Genomic DNA, 14,824 nt, shown 5'->3' with positions numbered 1-14,824 from the left:
CTCCCGTTCCCATCACCCGACTTCCCGCATGGAGGTTGTCCCGATGTCCCCCGCCCAGGCCGCACCACCGACCGACGAGGAACGCCTCCTCCAGCTCGGCTACCAGCCCAAACTGCGCCGCAGGATGGGCGAGTTCGGCAACTTCGCCAGCTCCTTCTCGGTCATCAGCATCCTGTCCGGCTGCATGACGATGCTCGCGTTCGGCCTGAACACCGGCGGCCCGGCGGTGATCATCTGGGGCTGGATCGGCGTCGGCGGCCTGGTCATGTTCGTCGGCCTGGCCCTCGCCGAGGTGACCTCGGCCTACCCGACCAGCGGGGCGCTGTACTTCATGGCCCACCAGCTCGGCGGCCCCCGATGGGGCTGGATGACCGGCTGGCTCAACCTGCTCGGCCTGGTGGGCGGAATCTGCGGCATCGACTACGGGGCCGCCAGCTTCGTCGGCGCCTTCCTCAACATGCAGTTCGGGTACTCGCCGACGCCGGGCGGTCTGTTCGGGATCTTCGCCGCAATCCTGCTGCTCCACGCGGTGCTGAACCTGCGGGGCGTGCGGCTGGTGTCGGTGCTCAACAGCATCTCGGTGTGGTGGCACATCGGCGGCGTCGTGCTGATCGTCGGGGCGCTCGCGATCGTGCCCACCCAACACCGAGATCTCAGCTGGGTGGTCGGGCACTTCGTCAACAACACCGGGTGGAGCAACCCGATCTACGTGAGCGCGGTCGGGCTGCTGCTCGCCCAGTACACCTTCTCGGGCTACGACGCCTCCGCGCACATGAGCGAGGAAACCACCAAAGCATCGCTGTCGGCGCCGCGCGGGATCGTCCGCTCGATCTGGGTGAGCTGGATCGCCGGCGCCGTCCTGCTCGCCGGCATGCTGTTCGCCGTCCAGGACTACGACGGCGTCCTCAACTCGCCCACCGGCGTGCCGCCCGCACAGATCTTCATCGACGCGCTCGGGACGACCGGGGCGAAGGCGCTCCTGACCGTGGTGATCGTGGCACAGGTGTTCTGCGGCAATGCGGAGACGGCGGCGGCCTCGAGGATGGTGTTCGCGTTCTCTCGGGACGGCGCGCTTCCCGGATCGGCTCTGTGGAGCCGGGTGTCGGAGCGCACCGGGACGCCGGTGGCCGGGGTGTGGCTGTCGCTCGCGGCGGCGCTGGTACTCGCGCTGCCGTCCTTGTACAGCGCCACCGCGTACGGCGCGGTGACCGCGGTCAACGTCGTGGGCATGACCCCGGCGTACGCGGTGCCGATCTACCTCCGGCTGCGCCGGGGCCGCCGTTTCAAGCCCGGGCCGTGGAACCTGGGTCGCCGGGGGCCGGTGATCGGGTGGATCGCGGTCGGCTGGGTGGCCGTGGTGAGCGTGCTGGTGTGCCTGCCGCAGTCCTCGCCGGTGACGGTCGACACCTTCAACTACGCGCCCGTGGCGCTCGGGGTGGTGCTGCTGCTGGCCTGGGCGTGGTGGCTCAAGGCAGGGCGCTCGTACGCGCCTCCGGTCCAGCAGTCGGCCGAGCTGGTCGAGCTGACCGAGGAGGTCGTGTGACCAGCCGCCGACGCCCGGGCCGTACGGCGACGATGCGGGCCGCCCGGTACCGCACCGCCGGCAACTCGCCGACCGGGCCACTGCACCAGCTGGTGGACACCTTCGGCATCACGACGGTGCTGCTCGCTGCCGTCGACGCGCAAGGCCGCCTCAAGGGCAAGGAGTTCGACGCGGCCTCGCTGGTGCAGCGGCTGCGCTCGGGTGGGCTCTCGCCGGAGATGTGCGGGTACGTGCTCGGTACCGACTTGGGGATGACGGCTGCGCGCAGCGGGTCGTTCTCGTGGGAGTCCGGGTTCGGGGACGTCGCGCTGCTGCCCGACACCCAGTACGCCCGCGTCCTGCCCTGGCTGCCGTCCACCGCCTTGGTGCTCGCGGAGCCGATCAGCGTGGGCCTGCCACACCCCCTTGCCCCGGGCACCGTGCTCGACGAGCAGGAGCAGCGCCTCGCTGGCCTCGGGCTGACGGCGAAGGTAGGGGTGGAGACAGAGTTCGTCCTCTTCGAGGGCACCGCCCGGGGCGCGGCGGCGGCCGGCTTCCGCGAGCTTCGCCCCGCCGTGTGGGACAACCGCGACTACGCCCTCGACCAGCCGCTGGCGGTGCGGGAGTTCAGCAGGCGCCTGCGGCAGGTCCTCGCGGAGGCCGGCCTTCCCGCCGAGGCCGTGAAAGGCGAGGGCGCGCTGGGCCAGATCGAAGTCACCTTTCCCTACGGGCCGGTGACGGCGGCGTGCGAGCAGCACGTGCTGTTCAAGCACGCCGCGAAGGCGGTCGCGGAAGAGCATGGCATGACAGCGTCGTTCATGGCGGCCCTGCCGGGCGGGGTGGGCAGCGGCATGCACCTGCACGTCTCGCTGCACGACGTCGACGACCAGCCGGTCCTGCTGGCCGGTCCCGAGTACGGCGGCGGCCTGTCGGAGCTGGGCGAGCAGGCAGTGGCCGGACTCCTGATGGCGCTTCCCGCCCTCGGCCCGCTGTGGGCGCCGTTCGTGAACAGCTACAAGCGCCTGCGGGACCACTCCTTCGCCCCGACTCGCCTCAGCTGGGGGCGGGACAACAGGTCGTGTGCGGTTCGGGTGGTCGGTCACGGCCGCAGTCTGCGCCTGGAGGTGCGGTTGCCTGGTGCCGATGCCAACCCCTACCTGGCGTCGGCAGCTGTCCTGGCTGGGATCCGGCATGGCATCGAGTCCGGGCTCAAGCCCCCTGCCGTCACCCGCGGCGACGCCTACCTGGACCGCGAGGCCGAGCCCGTACCGCTGTCACTGGCCGAGGCCGTTTCCGCGTTCGAGACCAGCCCGCTGGCCAGCGAGCTGCTCGACGAGCACGTCGTCGCCCACCTGGCCGCCGTCGCCCGCCTGGACCTGGACCACCACGCCGCCGCCGTGAGCGATGTCGAGCTAGAGCGCGGTCTCACCCAGGCATGAGCCCCGGGCCGGTCGCGGCGCCCAACCCCCGAGACCCGCGACCGGCCCGGTTCCAACCCCGTCCGTCCCCGACCCTGCCGAGGAATCCCGTCAATGGACACCACCACCCGCCCCCCAACCCATACGAGCCCGCGACCCACCGGAGCCGACGTGCTGACCCGGGCCCACCTAGTCGACGCCACCGCACCCGGCATGGAGGGCCTCGCGCTGTGGCTGGCCACGCGCCGGATGGACATCACCGCCAGCATCACCCACGCCGAGCAGGACAGCCCGGCCGCCGCCCGGCTGCGCACGGCCGGCGTGAAGGTCGCCGTTGGCTTCGACACCGACCACATCCAGGCCGACCGAACCGCGGTGGTGTGGTCCGGCGCGACGACGGGCCCGCTCCCGGAAACCGACCAGGCCCAGGCCCGGGGACTGCCGGTACTCACGCGCGCGCAGGCGCTCACCACGCTGACCGTGGACCACGGCGAGCCGCTGGTGGCCGTCTACGGCAGCCACGACACCGCCACGGCGGCAGCAGCCCTGGCCGCAGTCCTCGACGACGGCCGTACCTCCTGGATTCTTACTGCTTCGACCCAGGGCGGCGTTCCCGGACAGGGCATCCACGGCCAGCGCCTGGTCGTGGACCTGTGCCCGGACGCCGGCACGCACGAGGCCACCTCCTGGAGCCGCTTCCCGCACGGCCCGCAGCCCGTCCCCAGGGCGACCCCGGCCGTGACGCTGATCACCACCGCCACGATGAACGCCCCGCACTTCACGGACACCATCGAGGCTCTGGACGCCGCCACCGCCCTCGCCCGGGCTTCCGCCACGGTGGTGCTGCCGCTGTGGGACAAGGGCGCCAAGATCGTGCACGAGCGACTCAGCGACCGTCCCGGCCCCGCTGTGGTCACGGTCGGTCTGGAGGAGAGCGCCGACGTATGGGTCCTCCCGCCCCGCTGGCTCGGCACCGAGTACCTCCTGACCCTCCACCACGGGGGTGAGCGGCACCAGTTCACCGTGCCGGTCGCCGGCCGTCACCACGCCCTGGCGGTGTGCGCAGCCATCGCCACCGCCCTCGTCGTCGGGGAGGACCCGCAGGCCGTCACCCAGCGCGCCGGCGGCTTCCGCGGGGCTGAGCGGTCGCTGGCTGTGCTCGGCACTCAGGCTGGCGTCACCGTCGTGGACTCCCGTGCCCGGCACCCGCGCGAGATCGAGCAGGATGTCACGGCCGCCAGGATGCTCACCGAGGGCTCGGTGGTCGTCGTCGTGGAACCGGACGGCATCGCCCGCACCAGCGCGCACGCCGCCGAAATCGGCGCCGCCCTCGCCGACGCCGATCACGCGGTGCTGCTGCCGGTCAGCACCCCGCTGACCGAGGACACCGGGCCCGACCCGCTGGAGGCCGTCGAGCAGGCCGCTCTTCACAAGCTCGGTCAGGGCACGGTCCACCTCATCCGCCTCGGGCAGGGCGAACCCGCCCCGGAGCAGCGGATCTTCGAGATGACCGCCGAGGGCGACCTCGTCCTGGTCATCGGCACCGGCCAGGCCGAGCGGCTCGGTCCGAGGCTGCTGTTCCACCTCGCTGCCCCCGGCATGCCGATCCCTCAGCAGCTGTGACCCGCCCGAACCATCCCGCTGGAGACGACGCCGTGGCCATCGGCCCCCTGCCCGCCCTCACTGCCTCCGAGCGCCGGCTGATCGTCCTGGTCGCCGCCGGCGCCAGTCACGACCAGATCGCCGCCGACCCCGACACGAAGCTGCAACGGGACGACGTCCGCAGCGCGATCGAGGCGGTGCTCGTCACGACAGGCACCCGCACTGTGCTGCACCTCGCGGCATGGGCCGCCGCCCACCGGATCGTCACCCAGCCGGTGCACCCCAGCGGAGCGCTGACCATCAACCCCCAGTTGGCTCCGCGGTTGTTGCAGATTCTGCGCGGTTGGGCGGGCGGGCGCAGCACGCCCGAGCTGACCGCCGACTTCGGCATCGCGCCGAGCACGATGCGCACCTACTCCAAGAGCCTGCTCAGCCAGTTGAACGTCGACTCCCAGCCGCAGGCCGTCGTCGTCGGCGTCCTCGCCCAGCTGGTCTGGCTGAACTGCATCGACCCCGCGTGGCCAGCCGGCCCGCTCGTTCCCACCACAGAGCCGCAAGCGGTGGCCCCGTGAGCGCTCACCGAGGCATCGGGCGCATCGGTCTCGCCGCGCTCTGCTTCCTCCTCGGCGTTCTGATCGGAGGCGGCGCCATCTACCTGCTGGATCACCGCGCCGCCTTCAGACAGCCGCTCTACCTGGGCACCTTCGCCGTCGTCGCGCTGTGCACCCTCGGCGTGGCCGACCGCTTGGTAGGCCACCGCCCGCCGCCCCCGAACGCCTCGGATCGCCCCGGCGAGCGCCGCCGGTCCGGCTGAACAGCAACCCGCAGTACCCATGGCGGCCGTTCGGGCCAGGGCCGCACCCCTTCGACCTCAGAGAACAGATGATCATCCTCACCGTCCTCCACGGACCTACTTCCTCCGGCGGCGCCCGGTGAACCTTCGATACGTCGAGGCACCGCAGCCGTACGAGCCGGACGGCCGCCCAGCGGTGTTCCTCGCCGGAGCAACCGTTGGCTGCCCGGACTGGCAGAGCGACGCGGTCGACCTGTTCGCGGCTGCGGGCTTCGACGGCACGGTGCTCAACCCTCGACCGTCGCGCAATCCGGCCACCGACATCTACCTCGCGTGGCAGCCGTTCGGCTGGCAGGACCGCAACATCCGGTGCACCGACGTCGTCCTGTTCTGGAACCCGATCGGGCACGTGCGCGTGCACGACTGCTACGAGGCCGGTCTGTTCTCCCCGTACGGCGGGACGGTGGTCGTCGGCTGCGACCCGGGCGACCCCGTTCAACAGGCCAACCGCGTGCTACTCGCGAGCCTCATGCCGTGGCTGCCGGTAGCCGACACGCTCGCCGACACCGTCGCCGCCGCCCTCGCCGCGCTCGCAGCCCCAGCCCCAGCCCCAGCCCCCGCTCGCCGCTGACCACCCACCCACCAGCCCACGTCAGGACCCCATGCGCACCACCACCGCCCCTTCCTGGATCGAGGACCACGCTCTCCTCGGCAACACCGCGTCCGCCGCCCTGGTCCGCCCGAACGGCTCCATCAACTGGGCCTGCCTGCCCGGCTTCGACTCGCCGGCGGTGTTCGCCTCGCTGCTCGGCACCGCCGACCATGGCCTGTGGCGCGTCGGCCCGGCCGTCTACGACGGCTCACCGCCCCCCGCGGCCGACCGCCGCCACTACGTGGGCAACTCCCTGGTCCTGCGCCAGGAGTGGGACACGCCCACCGGGACCGTCGCGGTCACCGACTTCATGCCGGCGCCCACAGTCAGTGACCCCGCGGAGCCGCGAATCTTCCGGATCGTCGAAGGCGTCAGCGGCGCGGTCCGCGTCGCCAGCGTCTTCCGCCCCCGCCCCGGATACGGCGCCACCCGGCCGCGCATCGAGCGGATCACCCGCGGAGCCTCGCGGCTGTGGGTGGCCGCCCACCCGGACTCGTACTGGCTCGACGGCCCCCAGCACACCGCCAACGGGCGGGGCGTGTGCCGGGCCGACTTCACCGTCCGCGCCGGCCAGATCGTGGTGCTTACCCTCGCGTGGGCTCCCTCTCACCGTCCCGCGCCCGAGCCGCCCGACGCCTTCTCCGAGCTCGACGCGACCGCGGAGTTCTGGGAGCAGTGGGCAGCCGGCTGCACCTACCGCGGCCCGGACCGCGAGGCGGTGGTGCGCTCCGCCCTCACTCTCAAGGCGCTCTGCCACCCGGGCGGAGGTGTCGTCGCCGCGCCCACCACCTCCCTGCCCGAGCAGCTCGGCGGGGAACGGAACTGGGACTACCGCTACGTCTGGCTGCGCGACAGCGCGCTGACCATCGCCGCGCTGCTCCGGCTCGGATTCCTCGAGGAGGCCCGGCAGTGGCGCAACTGGCTGGTCGACACCGTCAACCCTGAGCGCCTCCAGCCGATCTACCGCGTCAACGGCGACGCCGACCTCGACGAGGAGGTCCTGGACCACCTGCCCGGCTACGACGACTCCCGGCCGGTGCGCATCGGCAACGGCGCCGCCGACCAGCTCCAGCTCGACGTCTACGGCGAACTCGCCGACACCCTGCTGCTCGCCGAGGACGCTGGCCTCCCCCCGTCCCCGAAGTGCGACGCCCTGCTCCTGGCGCTCGCCGAACAGCTGGAGCAGCGCTGGCACGAGCCTGACGAGGGCATCTGGGAAATCCGCGGCCCGGCACGGCACTTCACCCACTCCAAGGTCATGTGCTGGGTCGCCGTGGACCGGACGCTGCGGCTGCTGGAACGCCGGAGCGCCACCGACCCTGCCGTCCTCGTCCAGCTCGCCCACCTGCGCGCGGAGATCCACACCGACGTCTGCGCGCGCGGCTTCAGCTCCGAGACCGGCACCTTCACCCAGTCCTACGGCGGCCGGGCCCTCGATGCCTCCCTGCTGCTCCTGCCCCTGGTCGGCTTCCTGCCGCCGGACGACAAGCGTGTCATCCGCACCGTGGAGGCTGTCCAGCGCGAGCTCACCGAGCACGGGCTGGTGCTGCGCTACGCCACCCGCGGGAATGCCGACGGCAACGTGGACGGGCTCGCCGGCCATGAGGGAGCCTTTCTGGCCTGCTCGTTCTGGTTGGCCGAGAGCCTTGCCGTCATCGGCCGGCACGCCGAAGCCCGCGAGCTGCTCGGCCATCTGCTCGCCCTCCACAGCGATCTCGGGCTTCTCGCCGAGGAGTACGACCCCCTCGCCCGGCGGCAGCTCGGGAACTACCCGCAGGGCTTCTCCCACTGGAGCATGACGGACGCCGCCGTTCGCCTGGCCAGCCGACCGCAAGCCCGACGCCCGGCACTGCCCGGGCCGCGCGCCGCCGTCGACCAGGCGCTCCCCGCCACCGTGGTGGCGTAGTGGGCAGCAGCGAGGTGCGTCGGCTGAACGTTGCCGGGGCCCGAGCCTTACTCGGAGAGGCGCAATCGACCTACGCCGCCGACCTCCTCGGGCAGGCCGCCGAACGCTCTGCCGCCCGGACCCCGTGTACACCGCGAGCCTCCGGCGGTACGAAAACCGCGGAAGCACCCGCGACGCCGAGCGTCTCCGGAGCCGGATCAGCGCCCTGGCGGAGATGCGAACGCCCGCCTCCCGCCGCTTGGCGCGATTGTCAGTCCCCCGTGGCACACTGCCCTGTTCGATCCGCAACAGCCCTATCAGTATGACGAGTTGGGGCTGTTCACCGGATCGTGTGGCTTCTGCCGCGACACGCCGACGCGGCCCTGCCGGGCGGCCTACGGTGGGAAACCTGCCTACGCACTCACGTACGACGAACGATCACCAGTTTGATCGCAGCTTTGCCATGCCCTGAACCGGCCACGCTCCCCGCGCCGGTTCCCCCCTGGGAAGGAGATGTCCCGTGCCGCACACGCTGGTCGTGGGAGTCCACCTGGTCCTGATTGAGAACGGCCGGGTGCTGCTCGGACAGCGCGCCAACACCACGTTCGCCGCTCAACATTGGCATGCTCCGGCAGGCCACCTCGAAGCGGGAGAGTCCGTCCTGGCTGGCATGGCCCGTGAGGCCGACGAGGAGCTCGGCATCACCATTCGGGAAGAGGATCTCGACCTGGTGCACACCCTTCACCACCTCGACGCCGACGACGGTGCCGGACGCCTCCAGCTGTTCTTCGCCCCGCGCACCTACACCGGCAAGATCACCAACCGCGAACCGGACAAATGCACCGCCCTCCGCTTCTGGCCGCTGGACGACCTTCCGGAGCCGATCGTCGGCTACACCGCCGACGCGCTCGCGCAGATCACCGCCGGCCGCCCGCTGTCCGTCGTCGGATGGCCGGCATGAGCACCACGAGCCACCCGGGGCTCCCGGCAGCCGGGACGCCTGCGGGGAGCGCGGAGACCCGGCTCGTGGTCATTCGGGGAAACTCGGCCTCGGGCAAGTCGTCGGTGGCGGCGGGCATTCGGGACCGGTTCGGGCGAGGCCTTGCCGTCGTCGGGCAGGACAACCTGCGCCGCATCGTGCTGCGCGAGCGGGACCGGCCCGGCGGCGCGAACATCGGCCTTATCGACACCGTGGCACGGTACGCGCTGGGCGCCGGCTACCACGTCGTCATCGAAGGCATCCTGTACGCCGACCACTACGGCGAGATGCTCACCCGCCTGGTGGGCGACCACCGCGGCGTCACCCGCTGCTACTACCTCGACATCCCGATCGACGAGACGCTGGTCCGGCACGCCTCGAAGGCCGATCGCGAGTACCTGACAGCCGTCACCGAGCGTGAACTGCGCGACTGGTACCGCGAACACGACGTCCTTCCCGGCGGAATCGAGACCGTCATCGGCACCGACAGCACCCTCCACGACACGGTCGACCGCATCATGCGCGAGACCGCGCTCTCGGAGTTGCCCCCGCGCGACATGTAGAAGCGCAGGTACTCGACCGTCGCCCCCTCCATTTACCCCCTCAACCTTCAACCAGGAGCCCCTGATGCACGAGACGAACAGGCTGTCGGTCGGCGTCATCGTCCACGACCTGAACACCGACCGGATCGCCACCGTCCACTACGCCCAGCGCAGTTGGACCCCGGGCCCCGCGTGGACGATCCCGGGTGGAAAGGTCGACCCCGGGGAAGAGATCCCCGATGCTGCCGCCCGGGAGCTACGTGAGGAAGCCGGGCTCATCGTCAAGCCGTCCGGCCTGCGCCTGGTGCACACCATCCAGGCCAAGGAGGGCTGGGACGGGCTCGGCGGGTTCATGCTGTTCGTCTTCGCCACTAGCGAGTTCACGGGCGAGCTGGTCAACGTCGAGCCGGACAAGCACCTGGAGGTGCGCTGGCACCCGGCCGCAGGCGTCCTGCCGAGCCCGATGTTCCCGACCTCCAAGGCCGCGGTGGAGGCGTACCTGGCCGGCGGGCCAGCGTTCTCCACCCACGGATTCGACCCCGCCTCCGGACAGCGGCAGCTCGTCGAGACGTGACCGGCGCCCGGTCGGCACCGTGCCGGGCGGGTGCGCCCGCCGGGCGCGGTGCCAGCCGGTTCGGCCCTGCCCGGTCCGCGCCGACCGCCCGCGGCTACGCCGGTCCCTGACGGCACCGGCCCCCGACCATCGCGATCCCCCCTCTGCGAAAGGGAATATGTGACCAGCGCACCCGAGACCTCGACGGACCCGGTGCCGGACAGCGAGCAGCTGTTGTTCGGCGGGCCGATGCGCTACGACTACGGCTGGGCCAAGCATGAGATGGCCAGCGGCAAGGTGACGTTCTGGGCGGTGGCGCGGCAGATGCCGGGTTTCCTGCGTCTGGCCGGGCGGATGGCCTGGGACGCCGACCGCGCGGCGCTGGTGACCCTGGTCGGCGCCGAGCTGCTGCGCGGCCTGGCGGCGGCCGTCGCGCTGATCGCCACCAACCACGCGCTGACGGCCCTGCTCGCTCCCGGCGAGGTCGCCGACGTGCTGCGGGCCGCCGTGCCGGCGATCGTGGCGGTCGGGGTGATCGCGGGCCTGTCCTCGGTGCTGTCCGCAGCCTCGGGCTGGGCGGGCGAGCGCCTCAAGCCAGCGGTCTTCCGCAGGGCCACCATCGAGTTCCTCGGCATCGTCAGCCGCTCCGAGCTGGAGGCCATCGAAGACCCGGCATTCCTCGCCGAGGTCGACAGCGCCCGCTGGGGCGCGATGTCGCTGCAAAGCATCATCGGCCAGGCCACCTCCGTCCTCACCGCCACCTTCGGCCTCGTCTCCGCCGCCGGCGTCCTGTCCGTCCTCCACCCCGCCCTACTGCCCATGCTGGTGCTGATCGCCGCCCCGCGCGGATGGGGCGCGGTACGCACCGCCCGCCGCCACTACGCCTCCACCCGGGCCTGGCTCCAGCACAACCGGGCCAGCACCCTGCTCGCGGACATGCTCATCCGCCCCTACTCCGCGGCCGAGCAGCGCGTGTACGCCGCCGGGCCGTTCATCCTCCACCACTACGAGCAGATGGCCCGCGCCGCCGAACAGGAACAGGCCCGCCTCGCCGGAGCGAAGGCCCACACCGACCTGCTCTCCGCCGCCCTGGCCGGCGCCGCCACCCTCGGCGCGTTCGCCCTCCTCGGCTCGCTCGTCATCAACGGCACGATCCCGCTCGCCGCCGCCGGCACCGCCGTCGTCGCCATCCGCACCGGCTCCACGAGCATCGGCGGCCTCGTCTCCCAGATCAACGGCCTGTACGAGGAAAGCCTGTTCGTCCGCGACCTCGACCAGCTGCGCCGCGAGGGCCACCGCCGTGCCATCCCCACCGGCGGCACCCCGCTGCCCGAGCGCCCCGAGACGATCACCGTCGAGGACGTCTCCTTCACCTACGACGGCCGCGACACCCCCGCGCTCGACAAGGTCACCCTCACGATCCCCCGGGGCAAGGTCATCGCCCTGGTGGGAGCCAACGGTTCGGGCAAGTCCACCCTGGCCAACATCCTGTGCGGGGTCTACCAGCCGCACCAGGGCCGCGTCCGGTGGGACGGCATCGACACCGCGACCGCCGACCGCGACCAACTCTTCAGCAGCGTCGCCCTGCTAGCCCAGAACTTCCAGCGCTGGTCCTTCACCCTGCGCGCCAACCTGCTCCTCGGCCGCCCCGAAGTCGCCTGCGACCAGCGGCAGCTGGAGAGCGCCGCCGACTACGCCGATCTCCACCCGGTGATCGAAGAGCTGCCCCGCAGCTGGGACACCCTCGTCGCCAAGGGCTTCGAGGGCGGTGTCGGTCTCTCGGGCGGACAGTGGCAGAAGGTCGCCCTCGCCCGCACCCACCTGCGGCTGACCACGCCGGATGCCCACGGCCGGCTCCCCGCTCTTGTGGTGGTCGACGAGCCGACGTCCGCGATGGACCCGGAAACCGAGGTCGAGGCGTTCGAGCAGATCCGCCAGCTCACCGCCCTCGGCGTCACCGTCGTCCTCATCACCCACCGCCTCGGTGCCACCGCCAAGGCCGACCGCATCTTCGTTCTCGACCACGGCCGCCTCGTAGAACAGGGGAGCCACTCCGAGCTGATGGCCCAGGAGCCGGCCACGCGCTACCGCGAGAGCTATCTCCTCCAGGCCGCCCAGTACGACCTCGGCGACCGCCTGCCCCACCAGACCACCGCCAGTGCCTGACACGCCCACTCGGTAGTCCCCGATCCAAGCCGATCCGACCAGCAGGGAGAAGCCAGTGAGCGCACCGAACTCGCCTGAAACGCCGCAGCCGTCCGACGCCACCTCGTGGGACGACCTGCTGACCCGCGGCACCGAGCACATCCAGCGCGCCTTCCACGAACTCACCGCCGCCACCAGCGACTACGCCGGACACAGCCCCGACCTCATCTGGGGCAACCTGCAGACTCCCGCGTACGCGCAGGAGGTCCTACGCATGGTCGCCAACCTGCACCAGCTCCCCGACGACTCGCACGCCGGCGCGGCCGAACGCACCGCCCGCGCCCGCTACCTCGGGCAGGACGGCCGGACCTACCACGTCCTGCTCGGAGAACAGGCCCTCTTGACCGGCATCGGCGGCCCCGAGGTGATGCGCGCCCAACTGCAGCACCTGCTGGCTGCCCTCGACACGCCGGGCCTGCGACTGGGGATCATCCCGGCCCGAGCCTGCCTGCACGTCTACCCCGGCGACGGCTTCGGCATCCACGACGGCACCCGCGTGGAGGTGGAGGGCTACCGCGGATGCGAGACCATCACCGACCCCAAGCGCGTCGGCCTCTTCCACCGGGCCTTCCGGCTGCTCCAGGAATCCGCCGTCTACGGACAGGACGCCCGCGCCCTGATCACCGACGCTCTGCACGGCTGGTAATCCCCACCTGGCCTTGGCCGTTGCGGGCCCCGGGCTGCCGGCCCGCTGTGTCCTGCCGTGCCACAACACTGACATTGGCCCGAACCTGTCCAGATCGGAGTTCTTCATGCAGACCAATCCCAGTGCCGATTCTCGCACGGCCCTGGTGGGCGGCTCCACTGTCCGCATCGGCAAACTCGCCGGGCCCGCTCGCCCCAGCGAGGACCGCGTGTTCACCACCGACCGCGCCGTGATCGTCCTGGACGGCGTCTCCACCGTCACCGACGACCAGCCCCGCGGCGGCTGGTACGCCAACACCCTCGGCTCGTCCATCGCCGAACTCCTCACCCGCGATCCCGACATGGACCTGCGCCAGGTGCTCGCCACCGCAATCGACACCGTGGCCACCAGCAACGCGCTTGCCCCCGGCTCGTCCCCGGCCTCCACCGTGGCGATCGTGCGACGGCGGGCGCACCAGATCGAGGCTGCGGTCCTCGGTGACAGCCCCGTCATCGCCATCGGCCGCGACGGCACGCTGCACGAGGTGCGCGACGACAGGCTCGCCCCGCTCGTGGACGCTCAACCGCCAGCCCGCGAGTACCGCGACCTCCTGCGCGCCGGCCACGGCTTCGGCGAGCGCCACCGCCACGGGGCGTCGAAGAAGTCCTCGCCGTGCTCGAAGGTGACGCCGAACGTCCGGCCGAGGGTCAGTTCACTGGCACGCATGAGGCGGGTCCTTAACTGAGTGAAGGGCTGCGTCGGGCTGGGGAATCAGTTGACCACAGCGCGGAAGGGCTGCGATCTCGCCGGTCTTCTGCCCCTGGCCGAGCAGGAGGTGCAGGAGGAAACGGGCCTTGGGAGCTGACCCCGGCGGCCGTCCACACCGGCGGCATCCTGCGCCCGCAGACTGTCGCCCGCGACGACACCAACCCCTACGCGCGTCTGCTGGCCTCCTTCGCCGAACAGACCGGTCGGCCGCCCAGCTTCAACCACGAGGCGGAGCCGATTGTGTGTATGCCCCGGGACGCGGTCGCCACGTTCGCCGCCGGCCCACTGGATAGGCTCGCCATCGGCCCCTTCCTGGTGAGCGAGGACGGCCTTAACTGACTGACCGCCACTAGGTGCTCACAAACGGTACGTTGTGACCAGGCCCTCGGCCAGCATCCGAATCCAGCGAACGGGACTCTCCCCGATGACCGGCACCAGCGAGGACACCAGCGCCGCCACCCGGCTGCGCGCCCAGCGCGGCCGCGCCCTGACAATCGGCGAGGACCGGCGCGCCCTGACCCTCGGCTTCTTCGGCACGAGCATCATGGAGCACCTGGAGGGCTACAACGCCCAGCTGACCGACCAGGCGAACCTCCCCGCGGTCGGCTCGAAGGTGACCGTCGAGGGCTGGCACCAACGCGGCTGGGTCCACCGGGTCGCCCTCGGGCTCCGGGTCGGCTTCCCCCACGTCACCTTCGACATCCGCAACCACGGCGAAGGCGGCGCCACCAGCCGAGACATCGCCAAGATCGTCGCCGACGACCGCACCACGAATAGCGTCGACTACGACCTGGTGATCCTCGGATGCGGCATCAACGACGTCTGGCGCCGCTTTCAGGGCCGCATGGCCGAGGCGGTCGACATCGAGGAATACACCAGGCACATCAATGTGATGCTGGCGCAGCTCGGCGGGTACTCCCGTCAGGTCGTCGTGATCTCCGAGACGCCGTTCGGTGCGATCGAGGAGCCGGAGACCGTCGGGAAGATGAACGCCGAGCTGGCCCGCTACAACGAGGTCGCAGCCAAGGCTGCTGCCGACCACGGCGCGCTGTTCCTCGACGTGTGGGCGCCGTTTATCGCGACCGCCCGACAGTTGGCCTCAGCGCCCGCCGACCACGGGGTTGCCGGACTGTGGAGCGATGGCGTCCACCTGAGCGAACTCGGTGACACGGTGCTCCTGCAGCGGGCTGAGCGCTTCCTCGCCGCGCACCGGACCGTGGAGAAGCTCCTGGACTGACCACTTGCCGGCCAAGACACCCGCCACGAGTAGACCGCCGGAG

The 14,824-nt window shown here is 71.4% G+C and carries 15 protein-coding genes; all 15 read left to right on the top strand.

The genetic code is table 11. The features are described from left to right. The first annotated feature begins 43 nt into the window (after positions 1-43). The 15 genes from ACWDBE_RS13510 (at position 44) to ACWDBE_RS13440 (ending at position 14,781) form a co-directional block, all read left to right on the top strand. The gene (locus tag ACWDBE_RS13510) at positions 44-1,543 is read left to right on the top strand and encodes an amino acid permease (RefSeq protein ID WP_449808013.1); all 1,500 of its coding nucleotides are present in this window, start codon (positions 44-46) and stop codon (positions 1,541-1,543) included. After that, on the top strand, positions 1,540-2,961 hold the full coding sequence (locus ACWDBE_RS13505; RefSeq protein ID WP_449808012.1) for a glutamine synthetase family protein: 1,422 nt from the start codon (positions 1,540-1,542) through the stop codon (positions 2,959-2,961). The genes ACWDBE_RS13510 and ACWDBE_RS13505 overlap by 4 nt, the downstream gene beginning before the upstream one ends. Before the next feature lie 93 nt (positions 2,962-3,054). After that, positions 3,055-4,563 carry a glutamate ligase domain-containing protein gene (locus tag ACWDBE_RS13500; RefSeq protein ID WP_449808011.1) on the top strand — a complete coding sequence of 503 codons (1,509 nt, stop codon included), beginning with the start codon at positions 3,055-3,057 and terminating at the stop codon, positions 4,561-4,563. A 32-nt stretch (positions 4,564-4,595) separates the two neighbouring features. Continuing rightward, positions 4,596-5,114, top strand: a complete 519-nt coding sequence (locus tag ACWDBE_RS13495) for a helix-turn-helix transcriptional regulator (protein ID WP_449808010.1) — start codon at positions 4,596-4,598, stop codon at positions 5,112-5,114. Further along, positions 5,111-5,356, top strand: coding sequence for a hypothetical protein (locus tag ACWDBE_RS13490; RefSeq protein ID WP_449808009.1), 246 nt, complete (start codon positions 5,111-5,113; stop codon positions 5,354-5,356). Before ACWDBE_RS13495 ends, ACWDBE_RS13490 begins: the two co-directional genes overlap by 4 nt. A 118-nt stretch (positions 5,357-5,474) precedes the next feature. Further along, complete coding sequence (locus ACWDBE_RS13485) at positions 5,475-5,966, top strand: hypothetical protein (RefSeq protein WP_449808008.1); 492 nt, start codon at positions 5,475-5,477, stop codon at positions 5,964-5,966. Positions 5,967-5,997: 31 nt separating this feature from the next. Further along, a complete protein-coding gene (locus tag ACWDBE_RS13480) occupies positions 5,998-7,893 on the top strand; it encodes a glycoside hydrolase family 15 protein (RefSeq protein ID WP_449808007.1) in 1,896 nt (631 codons plus the stop codon). Positions 7,894-8,392: 499 nt separating this feature from the next. After that, complete coding sequence (locus ACWDBE_RS13475) at positions 8,393-8,833, top strand: NUDIX hydrolase (protein WP_449808006.1); 441 nt, start codon at positions 8,393-8,395, stop codon at positions 8,831-8,833. Then, positions 8,830-9,414, top strand: coding sequence for an AAA family ATPase (locus tag ACWDBE_RS13470; RefSeq protein WP_449808005.1), 585 nt, complete (start codon positions 8,830-8,832; stop codon positions 9,412-9,414). Before ACWDBE_RS13475 ends, ACWDBE_RS13470 begins: the two co-directional genes overlap by 4 nt. 64 nt (positions 9,415-9,478) lie before the next feature. Next, positions 9,479-9,967 carry an NUDIX domain-containing protein gene (locus tag ACWDBE_RS13465; RefSeq protein WP_449808004.1) on the top strand — a complete coding sequence of 163 codons (489 nt, stop codon included), beginning with the start codon at positions 9,479-9,481 and terminating at the stop codon, positions 9,965-9,967. Positions 9,968-10,126: 159 nt separating this feature from the next. Further along, the gene (locus tag ACWDBE_RS13460) at positions 10,127-12,112 is read left to right on the top strand and encodes an ABC transporter ATP-binding protein (protein WP_449808003.1); all 1,986 of its coding nucleotides are present in this window, start codon (positions 10,127-10,129) and stop codon (positions 12,110-12,112) included. 55 nt (positions 12,113-12,167) lie between these two features. Then, on the top strand, positions 12,168-12,797 hold the full coding sequence (locus ACWDBE_RS13455) for a DUF5753 domain-containing protein (RefSeq protein ID WP_449808002.1): 630 nt from the start codon (positions 12,168-12,170) through the stop codon (positions 12,795-12,797). Between the two features lie 106 nt (positions 12,798-12,903). Continuing rightward, positions 12,904-13,521: a hypothetical protein gene (locus ACWDBE_RS13450; RefSeq protein WP_449808001.1), complete on the top strand. Its 618-nt coding sequence runs from the start codon at positions 12,904-12,906 to the stop codon at positions 13,519-13,521. Beyond that, positions 13,518-13,883, top strand: coding sequence for a carbamoyltransferase C-terminal domain-containing protein (locus ACWDBE_RS13445; RefSeq protein WP_449808160.1), 366 nt, complete (start codon positions 13,518-13,520; stop codon positions 13,881-13,883). Before ACWDBE_RS13450 ends, ACWDBE_RS13445 begins: the two co-directional genes overlap by 4 nt. Before the next feature lie 85 nt (positions 13,884-13,968). After that, positions 13,969-14,781, top strand: a complete 813-nt coding sequence (locus ACWDBE_RS13440; RefSeq protein ID WP_449808000.1) for an SGNH/GDSL hydrolase family protein — start codon at positions 13,969-13,971, stop codon at positions 14,779-14,781. Positions 14,782-14,824 lie beyond the last annotated feature (43 nt).

It is taken from the genome of Kitasatospora sp. NPDC001132 (genome assembly GCF_053598415.1).
The sequence above is the reverse complement of the archived record's forward strand: the minus strand, read 5'-3'. Positions and strand labels throughout refer to the sequence as shown.